Raw genomic sequence first — 13,568 nt, forward strand, 5'->3', positions numbered from 1 at the left:
GCGCCGCCGACCGGGAGAGGAGTATCCACCGATGACCCGCAAGCTGACCGCCGCCGACCTGAAGGCCACCTTCGACGCCTTCAACCGCCACGACATCGACGGCGTGATGACCCATTTCGCCGAGGATTGCGTGTTCTACACCGTCGCCGGCGAGCATGAATACGGCAACAAGGTCGAGGGCAAGGCCGCCATCGCCAGGGCCTTCGAGACCGTCTGGACCACGATGCCGGACGTCGAATGGGCCGACCACACGCATTTCCTGTCCGAGGACGGCACCCGCGGCGTGTCGCAATGGACCTTCCGCGCCACCAACCCGGACGGCAGCCGGACCGAAGTTCAGGGCGTGGACCTGTTCCGCATCGCGGACGGCCGGATCGTCGAGAAGCAGGCGATCCGCAAGCAGCGCCCGGCCATCCCCGCCCCTGCCCCCGCCTCCGCCCTTGCCGAGAAATGAGGCCCGCCATGCAGGCGATCGAGAAACGAGCGGGCGCGCAGCCCTACGACCCGTTCTATGACCCCATCACCAGCCGCAGCCTGGGCCCGCGCAGCGATTACGCGCCGACCTACTGGATCGGCACCGCCGGCGAGCCGCCTGCGGACGACGGCCCGGTCACGCGCGACATGGATGCCGACGTGGTGGTGATCGGCTCGGGCTATACCGGCCTTTCCTGCGCCCTCCACCTGGCCAAGATGCACGGCATCAAGGCGACCGTGCTGGAAGCGAACGGCGTCGCCTATGGCTGCTCGACCCGCAACGGCGGGCAGGCGCAGGTCAGTTCGGGCCGGCTCAAGCGCAGCCAGTGGATCGAGCGCTGGGGCCTCGATACCGCCAAGGGCCTGCATGCCGAGGTCTGCGAAGGGTTCGAGCTGTTCCGCGGGCTGATCCGCGACCATGCGATCGACTGCGATCCGCAGGACGGCGGGCATTACTACATCGCCCACAAGGCCAGCGTGATGCCCGCGCTGCAGAAGGAGGCGGCGCTTCTGCGCGAGACCTTCGGCTATGACGCCCGCATGATCTCGCGCGACGAGCTGCACCGGACCGTCGTGCGCGACATGGAGGCGCATGGCGCCATGTGGGAGGTGGACGGCGTCGGCATCCATGCCGCGAAGCTGGCCTTCGGCTACCTGCGCGTCGCCCGCGAACTGGGCGCGAAAGTGCATGTCGACAGCCCGGTGCAGGGCTGGGAATACCGCGGCGGCGTGCATCACCTGCGCACGCCGGGCGGCACGGTGCGCGCCAAGCGCGTGGCGGTGGCGACGGCGGCCTATGCGCCGCGCGGCCTGCACCCGCGGCTCAGGGACCGGCTGATGCCGATCATGTCGAACAGCATCGTCACCCGCGTGCTGACGCCGGGCGAGCTGGAGGCGGTCGGCATCCAAAAGCTCTCGCCGCTGACCGACACCCGGACGCTGCGGCATTACTACCGGCTGCTGCCCGACAACCGGCTGCAGATCGGCTCGCGTGCCGCGATCACCGGCCGCGATGCCGCGAACCCGGCGCATCTGGAGGCGCTGAAGCAGGGGATGGCCCGCAAGTTCCCCGCCCTGCGCGGGATCGAGCTGGACTACAGCTGGTGGGGCTGGGTGGATGTCAGCCACGACATGATGCCGCGCATCACCGGACTGGCCGACCTGCCCGGCGCCTTCTATGCGCTGGGCTATGGCGGCAACGGCGTGATGTATTCCGCCATGGCCGGGCGGCGCATGGCGCAGCTGGTCGCGGGCGAGGCTGTGCCCAGGCTGCCGATCTTCAACGACGAATTGCCGCATGAGGGCTGGAGGACGCCGTTCCGGCGCCTCGGCCAATGGGGCCTCTACAAACTCTATCACTTCCGCGACGAGCGCAAATAAGGAGCCATCGCCATGAGAATGACCACTGAGGAGTCTTTTGTGAAAGTTCTCCAGCTTCACGGGATCGAGCATGCGTTCGGGATCATCGGCTCTGCGATGATGCCTGTGTCGGACCTGTTTCCCAGGGCTGGGATCACGTTCTGGGACTGCGCGCACGAGACGAACGCCGGGATGATGGCGGACGGGTTCACCCGCTCGACCGGCCGGATGTCGATGGCGATCGCGCAGAACGGCCCCGGCGTGACCGGCTTCGTCACGCCGGTCAAGACCGCCTACTGGAACCACACCCCGCTGCTCTTGGTCACGCCGCAGGCGGCGAACCGCACCATCGGCCAGGGCGGCTTCCAGGAGATGGAGCAGATGCGCATCTTCGCCGATTGCGTCTGCTACCAGGAAGAGGTGCGCGACGCCTCGCGCATCCCCGAGGTCTTGAACCGGGTGATCATGCAGGCCTGGCGCAACTCGGCCCCGGCGCAGATCAACATCCCGCGCGACTTCTGGACCCAGGTCATCGACGTGGAGCTGCCGCAGGTGGTCGCCTTCGAGCGGCCCGCGGGCGGCGAGCAGGCGGTGGCCGAGGCGGCAAAGCTGCTGTCCGGGGCCGAGTTCCCGGTGATCCTGTCGGGCGCCGGCGTGGTGCTGTCGGGCGCGATCCCGGAGCTGGCCAGGCTGGCCGAGCGGCTGGATGCGCCGGTCTGCTCGAACTACCAGCACAACGACAGCTTCCCCGGCTCGCACCCGCTGGCCATGGGCCCCTTGGGCTACAACGGCTCGAAGGCGGCGATGGAGATCATCGCCAGGGCCGACGTGGTGCTGGCGCTGGGCACGCGCTTGAACCCGTTCTCGACCCTGCCGGGCTATGGCATCGACTACTGGCCGAAGGACGCCAGGATCATCCAGGTCGACATCAACGCCGACCGCATCGGGCTGACCAAGAAGGTCACGGTCGGCATCCAGGGCGACGCGGCCAAGGTGGCGCGCGGCATCCTGGCGCAGCTTGCCCCCACCGCCGGCGATGCCGGCCGGGCGGAACGCAAGGCGCTGGTGGCGCAGACCAGGTCCCGCTGGGCGCAGGAACTGTCGAGCCTGGACCACGAGGAGGACGATCCCGGCACCGAATGGAACGAGGACGCGCGCAGGCGCGACGCCGGGCTGATGAGCCCGCGCCAGGCCTGGCGGGCGATCATGCAGGCGGTGCCGAAAGAGGCGATCGTCAGCTCGGACATCGGCAACAACTGCGCCATCGGCAATGCCTACCCGAGCTTCGAGGCCGGGCGGAAATACCTGGCGCCGGGGCTGTTCGGGCCCTGCGGCTACGGCTTCCCGGCGATCCTGGGCGCCAAGATCGGCAATCCGGACGTGCCGGTGATCGGCTTTGCCGGCGATGGCGCCTTCGGCATCTCGATGAACGAGATGACCGCCTGCGGCCGCGAGGACTGGCCGGCGATCACCATGGTGATCTTCCGCAACTACCAGTGGGGGGCGGAAAAGCGCAACACCACGCTGTGGTACGACAACAACTTCGTCGGCACCGAGCTGGACCGCGACACCTCCTATGCGAAGATCGCCCAGGCCTGCGGGCTCGTCGGCGTGCAGGTGAAGAGCCAGGAGGAACTGACCGCGGCGCTGCACGATGCGGTCGAGCGGCAGATGAAGAACCGCGAGACCACCTTCATCGAGGTGCTGCTGAACCAGGAACTGGGCGAGCCCTTCCGCCGCGACGCGATGAAGAAGCCGGTGGTGGTCGCCGGCATCGACCCGGCCGACATGCGCCCCCAGCAGGGCGCGGCCTGAGGCGGGACGGCGGCGGAAGGCCGGGGCGTCCCCTGCCTTTCTCCGTTTCCCAAATACCCCGGGGGGCGCTTGCGCGGCCCCATCGAGGGGCCGCGCAAGCGCGAGGGGGGCAGAGCCCCCCTCGGCGCCCCGCCCCGCCCGCGGCCCCCATGACACCCCCCGGCGCGCAGCAACAAGCGCCCCGGCCCATCCCCGCATCCCGGTGAGGACGATGATTTCCACCATGATCCCTTCGCGCGGCCTGATCGAGGAAGCCTTTCCGGGCTTCGCCGTCTCGGCGCTGGTCGCGGCCACGGCGCAGTTCCTGTCGGATCATTACGGCGCCCCCGCCATGCTGATGGCGCTGCTTTTGGGCCTGGCGCTGAACTTCCTGGCCGAGGAGGGCACCCGCACCGCCCCCGGCATCGCCTTTACCGCGCGCACCGTGCTGCGGCTGGGGGTGGCGCTTCTGGGCGCGCGCATCTCGGCCGGCATGCTGGCGGCGCTGGGGCCGGGCGCCATCGCGCTGGTGGCGGCGGGCGTGGTGCTGACCATCCTGTTCGCCCTTGCCGCCAGCCGGCTGGCCGGCCGCGGCTGGCGCTTTGCGCTGCTGACCGGCGGCTCGGTGGCGATCTGCGGCGCCTCGGCGGCCATGGCCATCGCCGCCGTCCTGCCCCGGCACGAGAAATCCGAGCGCGACCTGGTCTTCACCGTGCTCTCCGTCACCGTGCTTTCGACCGTGGCCATGGTGCTCTACCCGATGCTGGCCGGGCTTTTCGGCTTCACCGCCCGCGATTCCGGCGTCTTCCTGGGCGGCACCATCCATGACGTCGCCCAGGTGGTCGGCGCCGGCTTCTCGATCGGCCCCGAGGCGGGCGAGACCGCGACCCTGGTCAAGCTGATCCGCGTCGCCATGCTGGCGCCGGTGGTGCTGTGCTTTTCCCTGGCGATCCGGGCGCGCGGGCTTTCGGACCGCCGGGGCGGCAAGGCGCCGCCGCTGCTGCCGGGCTTCGTCATCGGCTTTCTCGCGCTCGCCACGCTCAACAGCCTGGGGCTGGTGCCGCCGGCGGTCTCGGACTTCGCCGGGCAGCTGTCCCGCTGGGCATTGCTGATCGCCATCGCCGCGGTCGGCATCAAGACCTCGCTCGGCAAGATGCTCGAGGTCGGCGCCGGCGCCATCGGGCTGATCGTGGCCGAGACCGTGTTCCTGGGCGTCTTCGTCGTCGCCGGCCTGCATTTCCTGGGGTAAGAGATGAAACCGCTCGAGCGCATCCACCAGACCGCCAAGGCGCTGGACCGCCACATCATCCTGTCCGAGGGCGACGACCCGCGCGTGGCCGAGGCCGCCCGCCGGCTGCTGGCCGAGGGGCTGGCGCGCGTCACCCTGATGGGCGGGCCCGAGATCCCCGGCGCCCGCCGCATCGACCCGGCCGGCGCGCCCGACCTGGCGGAACTGGCCGACCATTGGCACCGCATGCGCGCGGCCAGGGGCATGACCGGCGAACGCGCGCTGGCCGAGATGCGCGACCCGATCCGCCAGGCGGCGATGCGGGTGCGGCTGGGCCAGGCCGACGGCACGCTGGGCGGCGCCGTCGCCACCACCGCCGACACCGTCCGCGCCGCATTGCAGATCATCGGCCGGGCCCCCGATGCCGGCATCGTGTCGAGCTTTTTCCTGATGCTGTCCTGCGGGCCGGGCGCGCCGATCAGGGGCGGCATGATCTTTGCCGATTGCGGGCTGGTGATCCAGCCCGACGCGCAGGAGCTCGCCGCCATCGCGCTTTCGGCCGCCGAAAGCTGCCGCCGGCTGCTGGCCGAGGAGCCGCGGGTGGCGCTGCTGTCCTTCTCGACCGCGGGCTCGGCCGACCACCCGAGCCTCGGCCGGCTGCGCGAGGCGCTGGCGCTGATCCGCGCCGCGGCCCCGGATCTCGAGGTGGATGGCGAGATGCAGTTCGACGCCGCGCTGGACGAGGCGATCCGGGCGAGGAAGGCGCCGGCCAGCCGGCTGTCGGGGCGGCCGAACGTCTTCGTCTTTCCCGACCTCGCCGCGGGCAATATCGGCTACAAGATCGCCGAGCGCCTGGGCGGCCTCACCGCCATCGGGCCCATCCTGCAGGGACTGGCAAAACCCGCAAACGACCTCTCGCGAGGATGCTCCGTCAAAGACATCGTCGACGCAGCAGCCGTAACAGCCGTCCAGACAGCAAAGCCCGGGCCGGTCGCCGCGTCCTAGCGGCGGCCCGACCCGCTGCGTTCAGCGCCCGGCTGGCGCGGCATAGACGGCCGACCAGAAGCGGGTCCGGCCATCCGCGCCGGTGGCGTGGCCGATGCCGAACTGCCGGACCTGCGGGATCAGGATATTGGCCCGGTGCCCGCTGGAGCTGTTCCATTCCCCCAGCACCTGGTCGGCGCCGTAGGGGCCGGCGGCGATGTTCTCGGCGGTGATGCGCGGCGCATATCCCAGCGCCTTGAGCCGTTGCGCCGGGCCGCTGCTGCGGCTGCCGGCATGGCTCATCCGGCCGCGCTGCGCCATGTCGCAGGCATGGGCGGCCGCGGCCTGCGACAGCAGGGCATTGGCCTGGACCGCGGGCAGCCCGGCCTGGCTGCGGGCGCGGTTGGTGGCGCTGAGGCCGGAACGGACGACCTGCGGGCTGGGGGTGCTGCATTCGACCAGGCCCGGCGCCGAGACCTGCACGTCATAGGCCTTGTCCGGCCCGGCGCTTGGCGGCGCGGTGCAGGCGGCAAGCAGCAGGCAGGCCGCAACCGCGGTGCATGCGGGGTGGGGGATTTCGTGCGGCATCGTGTTTTCCTCCTGATGCGATGGAAGAACGCCTGCGGCACGACTGGAAAAACCTGAACGAAAGCACGATGGAAATGCGGGTCGCGGCGCCCTGGGGCTGTGCCGGCGATCTTCGGACACGTCATGCGTGTAGAACGACCCGGAAGGGGACATGGTTCCTGATCCGCTGCGGCGCTGGAACAAGGCCGCTTGCGGGCGCTTCACCTGGTCCTCGCGGAATTCTCGTGCAAATCCCAGGGAGAAACGACCGATGAGCCGCCCGATCAGGCGTGAGGCGGCCGGCCCAGCCCCCGATACAGCCCCCGATGCAGGCCGGCCATGGGGGTGCTGGTGACGGGGGCGACGGGGCTGATCGGGCAAAGCGTCTGCACCCGGCTGGTCGCCGACGGCCATGTCGTCCTGGGCACCACCCGCAGCGCCGCGCCGGCGGCACCCGGCGCGGTCTCGGGCTGGATCCGGGTGGATTTCCGCCAGGCGCGCGAGCCCGAGACCTGGCTGCCGCATCTTCGCGACATCGACGCGGTGGTGAACTGCGTCGGCGTGCTGCAGGACAATGCGCGCGAGGATACCGCCGCCGCCCATGCCACCGGGGCCGAGGCGCTGTTTCGCGCCTGCGCGGCGGCGGGGGTGCGGCGGGCCGTGCATTTCTCGGCCATCGGGTGGACCGGCGGCAGGCCTCGGCCTATTCGGCCAGCAAGCTCAAGGGCGACAGGGCGCTGATGGCGCTGGACCCGGACTGGGTGATCCTGCGGCCCTCGGTGGTGCTGGGCGGGCCGGTCTTTGGCGCCAGCGCGCTGATCCGCGGCCTGGCGGCCCTGCCCGTGCTGCCGGTGATGCCCGAGACCGGCCCCCTGCAGGGGGCGGCGCTGGAGGATGTGGCCGAAACCGTGGCGTTCTTCGTCCCGCCCGACCGGCCGGCACGGCTGGCGCTGGAACTGGCCGGGCCAGAGCGACTGTCCTTTGCCCAGGTGGGGGCGCTGCATCGCGCCTGGCTGGGCTGGCGCCCGGCGCGGCCGCTGGCGCTGCCTGGCTGGTGGCGGGCCTGCTTTACCGGGCGGGCGACCTGGCGGGCAGGCTGGGCCGGCGCCCGCCGCTGCGCAGCACCGCGCGGGCCGAGATCCGCCACGGCGCCGTCGGCGACCCGGCGCCCTGGACCCAGCTGACCGGCATCCGGCCCCGCGGCCTGGAGGAGACCTTGCGCGCGCGCCCGGCCACGGTGCGGGAGCGCTGGTTCGCCCGGTTTTATCCCATCAAGCCGGTGCTGTTCGTGGTGCTGGTGCTGTTCTGGACGCTGACCGCGATCATCTCGCTGACCACGGATTTCGAGAACGGGCTGGAACTGATGCATCGGGCGCTGGCCGGGCCGGGGGTGGTCGCGGGCGCGCTGGCCTGGCACCTGGGCCATGGGCTGGGCGAGCATCGGATCGTGCTGTCGCTGCTGCTTTATCTGCTGACCGGCGCCTTCTGGCTGCCGGTGGTCTGGATGCAGATGCAGATGCAGATGCGCGGCCTGGCCGTCTCGGCGCTGCACCGGGGGGCGCTGCCGCCGCGCTGTTTTCGGCTGTTCCGGGCCTGGTTCGCCTTCGGCTTTCCGGCCTTTGCCGCCGTGCCGGGCATCTTCTGGCTGATGATCGCGCGGCCGGCGCAGATCTGGTAGGGCCCCGCCTCAGGGCTGCGGCCGGCCCCTGCCGCCGGCGGCCGGCCCGGCAAAGACCGTCCGGCAGGCCTGCACAAAGGCGTGGACCGCCGGATGCCGGGCGCCGGACCGCTGCCAGATCACCCCGGTATGCCGCGCCTCGCCGGCGGGCAGCAGGGTCTTGCGCAGCCGCAGCCCATCCGGCCAGGGCGGCGCCCAGTCGGGGACGATGGCCACCCCCAGGCCCCGGTCCACCAGCGCGGCGATGGCGTCCAGCGCGTCCAGCTCCAGCCATTCCTGCACCTTCAGCCCGTGGTCGCGGATGTATTTGTCCACGATCTGCCCGCCCCATTGGTTGCGGTCGTAGCGGATGAAGCGCGACCGCTCGATCAGCACATGCGGGTCGAGCGGCGGCGCGGATTGCGAGGCGATGAAGACCAGCGGCTCGTCGCGGATGGTCAGCCAGTCGGTGGATTTCGGGATGGCGAATTGCGGCCTGACGATGATCGCCGCGTCCAGCTGTCCCTCGACCACGCGATGGTAGAGATCGACCGACGAGCCGGGCTGGACGAAATATTCGATCGAGGGATAGTCGGCGCTGAGCCGGGTGATGATGGCCGGCAGCAATCCGGTCAGCGAGGTCGCGGTCGCGCCCAGCCGCAACTGCCCCGCCGGCACCCCGTTCGCCGCCAGCGCCTGAAGATCGCGCGCGCCCTGCACCAGCGCGCGGGCGTGATCCAGGATCGCCAGCCCCTCGGCCGTGGGCTGCACCGTGCGCCCCGAGCGCAGGACCAGCTTGTGCCCCAGCTCCTGCTCCAGCGCGTGCAGGCGCTGGGTCAGGGCCGCCGGCGTGCGGTTCAGCCGCCGGGCCGCCTCGGCGATCGAGCCGCAATCGGCGATGGCGATGAAGGTTTCCAGAAAGCGCAGGTCCATGGGGCCGATCCTCATCTGCCGGGCCGCCGGCCATTATAGCGGGACGGCCTGCCCCTTGCCAGCGGGTTTTCTTTTCCGGCCATTACGAAAACGGGGTCTGAGGGCCAGGTTCCGTTTCTTGCCCGCGCAGCGGCCGGCGGCAAGACTGGCGGCGGAAAACCGGGGACGACGCATGCCGATCGAATTGCTGAAATACGGGTTGAGACGGGGCCACCGGCCCTATCGCGACATTCCCTCCACGCCCGAGCTGCGCAAAAGCTACGATGTCGTCATCATCGGCGGCGGCGGCCACGGGCTGGCGGCGGCCTATTACCTGTCGCATTACCACGGCATCTCGAACATCGCCGTGCTGGAAAAGGGCTATCTGGCCGGCGGCAACACGGCGCGCAACACGACGACGGTGCGCTCGAACTACCTGACGCTGCCCTCGATCGAGTTCTATCGCGAAGGCGTCTCGCTGTTCGAGACCATGTCGCAGGAGCTGGGCTTCAACGTCATGTTCTCGCAGCGCGGCCAGCTGACGCTGGCCCATTCCGACGCGGCCATGCGCAGCTTTCGCCTGCGGGCCGAGATGGGCAAGCATGCCGGCATCCGCGCCGAGGTCGTGGATGCCCAGACCGTGCAGGAGCTGTGCCCGCATGTGAACATGGATTTCGGCGGCCAGCACGAGGTCCTGGGCGGGCTGTGGCACGCCGACGGCGGCACCGCGCGCCACGACGCCGTCGCCTGGGGCTATGCCAAGCGCGCCGCCGAGCGCGGGGTCGAGATCCACCAGCGCACCGAGGTCACGGGCTTCGGCATCGCCGGCGGCCGCGTGACCGAGATACGGACCAATCGCGGCACCGTCCTGGCCGGGCAGGTCTTGCAGGCGGCGGGCGGGATGAACGGGCGCATCGCCGAAATGGCCGGCATCCGGCTGCCGATCCGCTGCTTTCCCCTGCAGGCCATGGTCACGCAGCCGCTCAAGCCGTTCCTGGACATCCTGCTGTCCTCGTCGAACCTGCATACCTATCTGGTGCAGTCCTCGCGCGGGGAGATCGTGATCGGCGGCGGGACCGACCCCTACCAGCTGGCCTCGACCCGCTCCAGCCTGCCGCAGAAAGAGGCGCTGGCCACCGGCGCGCTGCAGCTGATGCCCTTCCTGCACAACGTCAAGCTTTTGCGGCAATGGGCGGGGATCACCGACATCACCCCGGATTTCAGCCCGATCATGGGCGCCTCGCCCCTGCAGAACTATTGGCTGGACGCGGGCTGGGGCACCTGGGGGTTCAAGGCGACGGCGGTGGCGGGCAAGCGCATGGCCGAAACCATCGCGACCGGCCGGGTGCCCGACATCCTGATGCCCTTTGCGCTGGAGCGCTTTGCGCGATTCGAGCTTCTGAACGAAATGGGCGCCACGGCGGCCGGGCATTGAGGTGCTGCGATGAAGATCATGACCTGCCCGGTGAACGGGCCCCGCAATATTTCCGAATTCCAATGGCTCGGCCCCGTCCAAGCCGAGGACGAGGCCCGCGACGAAACCCTGGTCGAGCGGCTTTTCCTGGCGCCGAACCCGATGGGCGTGCTGCGCGAATGGTGGCGCCACACCCCCTCGAACACGGTGTTCATCGCTGAACGCAACCTGATCTCGGATGAAATCCTGCGCACCTGGCTGAAGGGTTCGGACGCAGACAAACCCACGAGCGCCGCATGAGCAACAGACTTGGCCACGGCTGGGGCAGCCGCATCGACCGCAACGCCGCCATCGGCTTCACCTTCGAGGGGCGGCCCGTCTCTGCCCATCCCGGCGACACTATCGCCAGCGCGCTGGCCGCGAAGGGCGAATGGATCCTGTCGCGGTCCTTCAAGTATCACCGCCCGCGCGGCATCCTGACCATGGCCGGGCAGGACGCCAATACCCTGGTGCAGATCGGCGACGAGGCCAATGTCCGCGCCGACCTGCGCCAGGTGGCCGAGGGCATGGCGGTCACGCCGCTGAACGTCAGCGGCAGCCTGCGCCGGGATCGCGGCCGCATCATCGACCACCTGGGCCGCTTCCTGCCGGTGGGTTTCTATTACCGCACCTTCTTCGGGCCGCGCAGGAATAGCTGGCTGAAGCTGTGGGAGCCGATCATCCGCGCCTCGGCCGGGCTGGGCACCGTCAGCCTGGACCCGGCGCCGCGCAGCTATCTCAAGGAAACCCGGCATTGCGACGTGCTGGTGGTGGGGGCGGGGCCGGCCGGCCTTGCCGCCGCCATCGCCGCCGCCGAGGCGGGCGCCGACGTGATCCTGGTCGAGAAGGAGCCGGAACTGGGCGGCGCGCTGACCTATGCCCGCTTCGGCGTCGAAACCGCCGATGCGGCCCGCCACCTGGACGCGCTGCGCCGGCAGGCGGCGGCGGCCGGGATCGCGGTCCTGTCCGGCGCGACCTGCAACGGGCATTTCGCCGACAACTGGCTGCCGGTGCTGCAAGGCGACCGCCTGATCCGCATCCGCGCGGCCGAGCTGGTGCTGGCCACCGGCGCGCACGAGCAGCCGCTGATCTTTCGCAACAACGACCTGCCCGGCGTCATGCTGTCCTCGGCCGCGCAGCGCCTGATGCGGCATTACGGCGTGCGTCCGGGCCGGCGGGCGGTGGTCTATGCCGGCGACCGCGACGGCTATCTGGCGGCCCTGGACCTGGACGACGCCGGCGTCAGGATCGCCGCGGTGATCGACCCCGAGGTCGAGGACCGCGACGGCCTTGCCCCGGAACTGGCGCGGCGCGGGGTGCCGGTCATGCGCGGCTGCACCATCCGGCAGGCCCGCGGCGGCCTGCACCTGAAGGCGGTCGAGGTCCAGGACCGCCAGGGCGGCCGGACCCGGCTGGACTGCGACCTGCTGGTCATGGCCGGCGGCTATACGCCGGGCTACCAGCTTGCGCTTCATGCCGGGGCGCGGCTGTCCTCGGACGACGGCGGCACGCGCTTCTCGATCACCGGGGTGCCGGATCATGTCCACCTTGCCGGGGCGGCGGCGGGCCTGTCCGACCTGGCGGCGGTGATCGAAAGCGGCCGGATCGCCGGGCTGGGCGCCGCGGCCGGGCTGGGCCTGGCGCCCGCGCAGGAACTGCCGGCGCCGGCGCCGGTGCAGGCCGGCTGGCGCCGCGCCGCGCCCTCGCCAGCCCATCCCAAGGGCCGCGACTTCGTCGATTTCGACGAGGATCTCCAGGTCAAGGACATCGAGAACGCCATCGCCGACGGCTATCGCGAACTGGAGCTGGTGAAGCGCTATTCCACCGTCGGCATGGGGCCGTCGCAGGGGCGGCATTCGGCGCTGGCCACGGCGCGCATCGTCGCCCGCAAGACCGCGCGCAGCCTGGCCGAGGTCGGCATCACCACCGCGCGCCCGCCCTTCGGCCCGGAAAGGCTGGGCCTTCTGGCCGATACCACGCCCGAACGCCACCGCCGCACGCCGCTGCACGCTGCCCATCTGGCGGCCGGGGCCCGGATGACGCCGGTGGGCGCCTGGTGGCGGCCCCTGGTCTATCCCGGCGCCGACGCGCCCGAGGATGCGATCCGGCGCGAGATCCGCATGGTGCGCGAGGCGGCGGGGATGCTGGACGTCTCGACCCTGGGCAAGCTGGAGATCCGCGGGCCGGATGCGGGGGCCTTCCTGGACCGCATCTATACCATGGCCCATGCCGGGCAGCCGGTGGGCCGGGTGCGCTATTGCCTGGCCCTGAACGAGATGGGGTCGATCCTGGACGACGGCGTGGCCTTCCGCCTGTCGGACGAGCATTTCTACGTGACGGCGACCACCGGCGCGGTCGATCGGCTTTTCGCCGAGATGATGCTGCAAAAGACCATCATGGGCGCCAGGGTGGACATCCAGAACGTGACCGCGGCCTTCGGCGCCATGAATCTGACCGGCCCCAGGGCGCGCGAGGTGCTGGAGCGCCTGCCCGGCAGCATCGACTTCGGCCGCGAGGGCTTTGCCTTCCTGGACGGGCGCGAGGGCGAACTGGCGGGTTGTCCGGTCCGGGTCATGCGCATCGGCTTCACCGGCGAGCTGAGCTACGAGATCCACCTGCCGCAATCCCATGCCGCCGGGCTTTGGGCGGCGCTGCTCGAGGCGGGGGCGGACCTGGGGCTGCGGCCCTATGGGCTCGAGGCGTCGCGCATCCTGCGGCTGGAAAAGGGCCATATCATCATCGGGCAGGACACCGATGCGCTGTCCACGCCGGACGAGCTGGGCATGGGCTGGGCGCTGTCGCGCAAGAAGCCCTTCTACATCGGCAAGCCCGCGGTCGAGCGCCGCCGCGCCCTGGGCGACAAGCGCCGGCTTTGCGGCTTTGCCCTGCCGGACGAGGGGAATGCGGCCGGGGTGGGCGAATCCGCGCTGGTGCTTCAGGACGGCAAGCCTGTCGGCCATGTCACCTCCTTCGGGTATTCGCCGACGCTGGGGCAATGGATCGGGCTGGCCCATGTCGCCCCCGACCAGGCCGAGCCGGGGTCGCGGATCACCCTGCGCGGCTTTGCCGGCGCCGAGGTCGAGGCGCCCGTCGTCGCGCTGCCCTTCCATGACAAAGACAACGCACGACAGGAGATGTGA

General features: G+C 70.7%; 13 protein-coding genes. 11 read left to right on the forward strand and 2 right to left on the reverse strand.

From position 1 onward, the window contains the following. The first annotated feature begins 31 nt into the window (after positions 1–31). The 5 genes from E3U25_RS10560 (at position 32) to E3U25_RS10580 (ending at position 5,860) form a co-directional block, all read left to right on the forward strand. Positions 32–454, forward strand: coding sequence for a nuclear transport factor 2 family protein (locus tag E3U25_RS10560; protein ID WP_116220456.1), 423 nt, complete (start codon positions 32–34; stop codon positions 452–454). An 8-nt stretch (positions 455–462) separates the two neighbouring features. Next, positions 463–1,854: an NAD(P)/FAD-dependent oxidoreductase gene (locus E3U25_RS10565; RefSeq protein ID WP_116221637.1), complete on the forward strand. Its 1,392-nt coding sequence runs from the start codon at positions 463–465 to the stop codon at positions 1,852–1,854. A 12-nt stretch (positions 1,855–1,866) separates the two neighbouring features. Further along, positions 1,867–3,648: a sulfoacetaldehyde acetyltransferase gene (xsc, locus tag E3U25_RS10570; protein ID WP_116220455.1), complete on the forward strand. Its 1,782-nt coding sequence runs from the start codon at positions 1,867–1,869 to the stop codon at positions 3,646–3,648. A 211-nt stretch (positions 3,649–3,859) separates the two neighbouring features. After that, positions 3,860–4,876: a YeiH family protein gene (locus E3U25_RS10575; protein WP_072462047.1), complete on the forward strand. Its 1,017-nt coding sequence runs from the start codon at positions 3,860–3,862 to the stop codon at positions 4,874–4,876. Between the two features lie 3 nt (positions 4,877–4,879). Beyond that, positions 4,880–5,860: a phosphate acetyltransferase gene (locus E3U25_RS10580; protein WP_116220454.1), complete on the forward strand. Its 981-nt coding sequence runs from the start codon at positions 4,880–4,882 to the stop codon at positions 5,858–5,860. 21 nt (positions 5,861–5,881) lie between these two features. On the opposite strand, the gene E3U25_RS10585 is transcribed toward E3U25_RS10580, so the two are convergent. Beyond that, a complete protein-coding gene (locus tag E3U25_RS10585; protein WP_114535702.1) occupies positions 5,882–6,427 on the reverse strand; it encodes a CAP domain-containing protein in 546 nt (181 codons plus the stop codon). Between the two features lie 318 nt (positions 6,428–6,745). Here E3U25_RS10585 and E3U25_RS10590 point away from each other — a divergent pair, with 318 nt between their 5' ends. Genes E3U25_RS10590 through E3U25_RS10600 form a run of 3 tightly spaced genes read left to right on the forward strand, consistent with a single transcriptional unit; the run spans position 6,746 to position 8,084 of the window. Beyond that, positions 6,746–7,147 (forward strand): NAD-dependent epimerase/dehydratase family protein, encoded by a 402-nt coding sequence (locus E3U25_RS10590; RefSeq protein ID WP_116220453.1) that lies wholly within the window; start codon positions 6,746–6,748, stop codon positions 7,145–7,147. Continuing rightward, positions 7,087–7,590 carry a Rossmann-fold NAD(P)-binding domain-containing protein gene (locus E3U25_RS10595; protein ID WP_116220452.1) on the forward strand — a complete coding sequence of 168 codons (504 nt, stop codon included), beginning with the start codon at positions 7,087–7,089 and terminating at the stop codon, positions 7,588–7,590. Before E3U25_RS10590 ends, E3U25_RS10595 begins: the two co-directional genes overlap by 61 nt. 53 nt (positions 7,591–7,643) lie before the next feature. Then, entirely contained in the window at positions 7,644–8,084 is a 441-nt protein-coding gene (locus E3U25_RS10600; protein ID WP_244295101.1) for a DUF2269 family protein, read from the forward strand. A gap of 9 nt (positions 8,085–8,093) precedes the next feature. On the opposite strand, the gene E3U25_RS10605 is transcribed toward E3U25_RS10600, so the two are convergent. Continuing rightward, positions 8,094–8,996, reverse strand: a complete 903-nt coding sequence (locus E3U25_RS10605; RefSeq protein ID WP_036759713.1) for a LysR family transcriptional regulator — start codon at positions 8,994–8,996, stop codon at positions 8,094–8,096. A gap of 172 nt (positions 8,997–9,168) precedes the next feature. Here E3U25_RS10605 and E3U25_RS10610 point away from each other — a divergent pair, with 172 nt between their 5' ends. The 3 genes from E3U25_RS10610 to E3U25_RS10620 are packed head-to-tail and all read left to right on the forward strand — an operon-like array spanning position 9,169 to position 13,568. Further along, positions 9,169–10,410: an FAD-dependent oxidoreductase gene (locus E3U25_RS10610; RefSeq protein WP_116220451.1), complete on the forward strand. Its 1,242-nt coding sequence runs from the start codon at positions 9,169–9,171 to the stop codon at positions 10,408–10,410. A gap of 9 nt (positions 10,411–10,419) precedes the next feature. Continuing rightward, positions 10,420–10,689: a sarcosine oxidase subunit delta gene (locus E3U25_RS10615; RefSeq protein ID WP_116220450.1), complete on the forward strand. Its 270-nt coding sequence runs from the start codon at positions 10,420–10,422 to the stop codon at positions 10,687–10,689. Next, positions 10,686–13,568, forward strand: a complete 2,883-nt coding sequence (locus E3U25_RS10620; RefSeq protein WP_116220449.1) for an FAD-dependent oxidoreductase — start codon at positions 10,686–10,688, stop codon at positions 13,566–13,568. Before E3U25_RS10615 ends, E3U25_RS10620 begins: the two co-directional genes overlap by 4 nt.

This window comes from Paracoccus versutus, from assembly GCF_029909795.1.
GTDB lineage: Bacteria > Pseudomonadota > Alphaproteobacteria > Rhodobacterales > Rhodobacteraceae > Paracoccus > Paracoccus versutus.

Bases quoted from the DNA above. Each gene is read 5' to 3' on its own strand.
- E3U25_RS10590 (WP_116220453.1), top strand. From the start codon at position 6,746: ATGGGGGTGCTGGTGACGGGGGCGACGGGGCTGATCGGGCAAAGCGTC.
- E3U25_RS10575 (WP_072462047.1), top strand. From the start codon at position 3,860: ATGATTTCCACCATGATCCCTTCGCGCGGCCTGATCGAGGAAGCCTTT.
- E3U25_RS10610 (WP_116220451.1), top strand. From the start codon at position 9,169: ATGCCGATCGAATTGCTGAAATACGGGTTGAGACGGGGCCACCGGCCC.
- E3U25_RS10615 (WP_116220450.1), top strand. From the start codon at position 10,420: ATGAAGATCATGACCTGCCCGGTGAACGGGCCCCGCAATATTTCCGAA.
- E3U25_RS10585 (WP_114535702.1), bottom strand. From the start codon at position 6,427: ATGCCGCACGAAATCCCCCACCCCGCATGCACCGCGGTTGCGGCCTGC.
- E3U25_RS10620 (WP_116220449.1), top strand. From the start codon at position 10,686: ATGAGCAACAGACTTGGCCACGGCTGGGGCAGCCGCATCGACCGCAAC.
- E3U25_RS10580 (WP_116220454.1), top strand. From the start codon at position 4,880: ATGAAACCGCTCGAGCGCATCCACCAGACCGCCAAGGCGCTGGACCGC.
- E3U25_RS10565 (WP_116221637.1), top strand. From the start codon at position 463: ATGCAGGCGATCGAGAAACGAGCGGGCGCGCAGCCCTACGACCCGTTC.
- E3U25_RS10605 (WP_036759713.1), bottom strand. From the start codon at position 8,996: ATGGACCTGCGCTTTCTGGAAACCTTCATCGCCATCGCCGATTGCGGC.
- E3U25_RS10560 (WP_116220456.1), top strand. From the start codon at position 32: ATGACCCGCAAGCTGACCGCCGCCGACCTGAAGGCCACCTTCGACGCC.
- xsc (WP_116220455.1), top strand. From the start codon at position 1,867: ATGAGAATGACCACTGAGGAGTCTTTTGTGAAAGTTCTCCAGCTTCAC.